At 69.7% G+C, this 1627-nt stretch carries 2 protein-coding genes; both read right to left on the minus strand.

Translation table 11 applies throughout. The annotated features are described in order from the left end of the window. Window positions 1–889 (minus strand): ABC transporter transmembrane domain-containing protein (locus B0F77_RS49495; protein ID WP_211294360.1); only part of this gene is annotated, 889 nt, incomplete at its 3' end. Further along, the coding region (locus tag B0F77_RS44970) for an ATP-binding cassette domain-containing protein (RefSeq protein WP_143467258.1) at window positions 886–1627 on the minus strand (742 nt) is incomplete at its 5' end. The genes B0F77_RS44970 and B0F77_RS49495, both read right to left, overlap by 4 nt.

Here is a 1627-nt window from a genome sequence, read left to right on the forward strand (position 1 = left end):
GGTCGATGACGGCTCTGATGTACAGGGTGGCCGTGACGACCTGGCCCAGCGACAACCAGCCGTTGAGGTAGAACACTCCGCCGAACAGGACGCTCAGGGCGACCGGCAGGATGTAACCGAAGTCCATCAGCGGGTACCACACACTGCGCAGGGACAGCGTGCCGCGCTCAGCGGCGTTCGACCGGGTCACGTCGGTGTCGGTGCGGTGGATCCGGCGGTCGGCCAGGCCCAGCGCCTCCACGGTCCTGGCGGAGGTCACGGTTTCGGTCAGGCCCTGGGTCAGCGACGAGGAGCTGGCCGCCGCGGACAGGTAGGCGGGACGGGCACGCCGCAGATACCAGCGGGTCGCACCCACGACCACCGGCGCGGCGAGCAGGCACGGCAGGATCATGAGCGGGCTCGTGATCACGATCGCGGCCAGGGTGAGGACCACCGACAGGCTCGCCACGAGGATCGTGGGGGCTGCGACCCGCACGGCGTTGGACAGCGACTGGACGTCGTTGGTGCTGCGGGTGAGCAGGTCTCCGGTGCCGGCTTTCTCGGTCGCGGACAGCGGAAGCGCCAGCACCTTGGTGATGAACTCCTCCCTGATGCCGGCGAGCACCTTTTCGCCCAGTCGCGCGCCGAGGAAGCGGGCATGTCGGATCAGCAGGCCCTGCAACAGAAGCAGGCAGACGATCACCGCCACGGTGAGGTCCAGGCGGGTGGTCGTCGCGGCACCCCGGCTGACCGCGTCCACCACGCTTCCCACCAGGGCGGGCACCGCCAGGCCGCATGCGGTGGCCACGACGAACCAGAAGGTGGTGCGGCCCAGCAGGGCTTTTTCACTGCGGATCAGCCCACGGACGTAGCGGCGGACCGTCACGGCGTCGGCCACGGGAAAACTCATGTCACATCCCGCATCACGGTCTCGGCATATCTTGGAGTGCTGGCCAACAGCTGCGAGTGAGTCCCGGTGGCGGCCACCCTGCCGTTGTCGAGATAGGCGACGTCATCGGCGCGGTCGAGCAGCAACGGGCTGGTGCTCATGACCACGGTGGTCCGCCCCGCACGTATCCGGCGAATGCCCTCGGCGACCAGCGCCTCGGTGTTGGCGTCCACGGCACTGGTCGGTTCGACCAGGACGAGAATCGCAGGCTTGGCAGCGAATGCCCTGGCCAGGCGCAGCCGCTGCTGCTCGCCGCCGGAGAACGACGTGCCCCGCTCGGTGATCATGGTGCGCAAGCCGTCCGGAAGCGCGGTCAGGATGTCGAGGGCGTGGGCGGCGCGCAACACCTCGGTCAGCTCGTCGTCCGGCATGCCGCCGAACTCCTCCCGCAGCATGCCGGTGAACAGCGCCTGGCTGTCGTCCACAACCAGGATGAGCTGCCGCACCTGCTCGGCGGGCAGTACCTCCAGCGGTATCCCGTCCAGCGTCACCGATCCGCCGGTGTACCGGCCGAGGCGGGCGGCCAGTTCGGCGGCCTCCTCCGGCGAACGCGAAACGACGGCGGTCAGCCGGCCGTGGCGGACCGTCAGTCCGGACGTGGGGTCGTGCAGGGTCAGGTCCTCGGAAAGCGGGACCGGCCTGGTGCCCGCGGTGGGGTCTGGTTCGAGCGCCAGCAGCTGCACCACGTGCCGCGCCGCG

Origin of the sequence: Lentzea kentuckyensis, from assembly GCF_002150765.1 — a bacterium.
Taxonomy (GTDB): Bacteria; Actinomycetota; Actinomycetes; order Mycobacteriales; family Pseudonocardiaceae; genus Lentzea; species Lentzea kentuckyensis.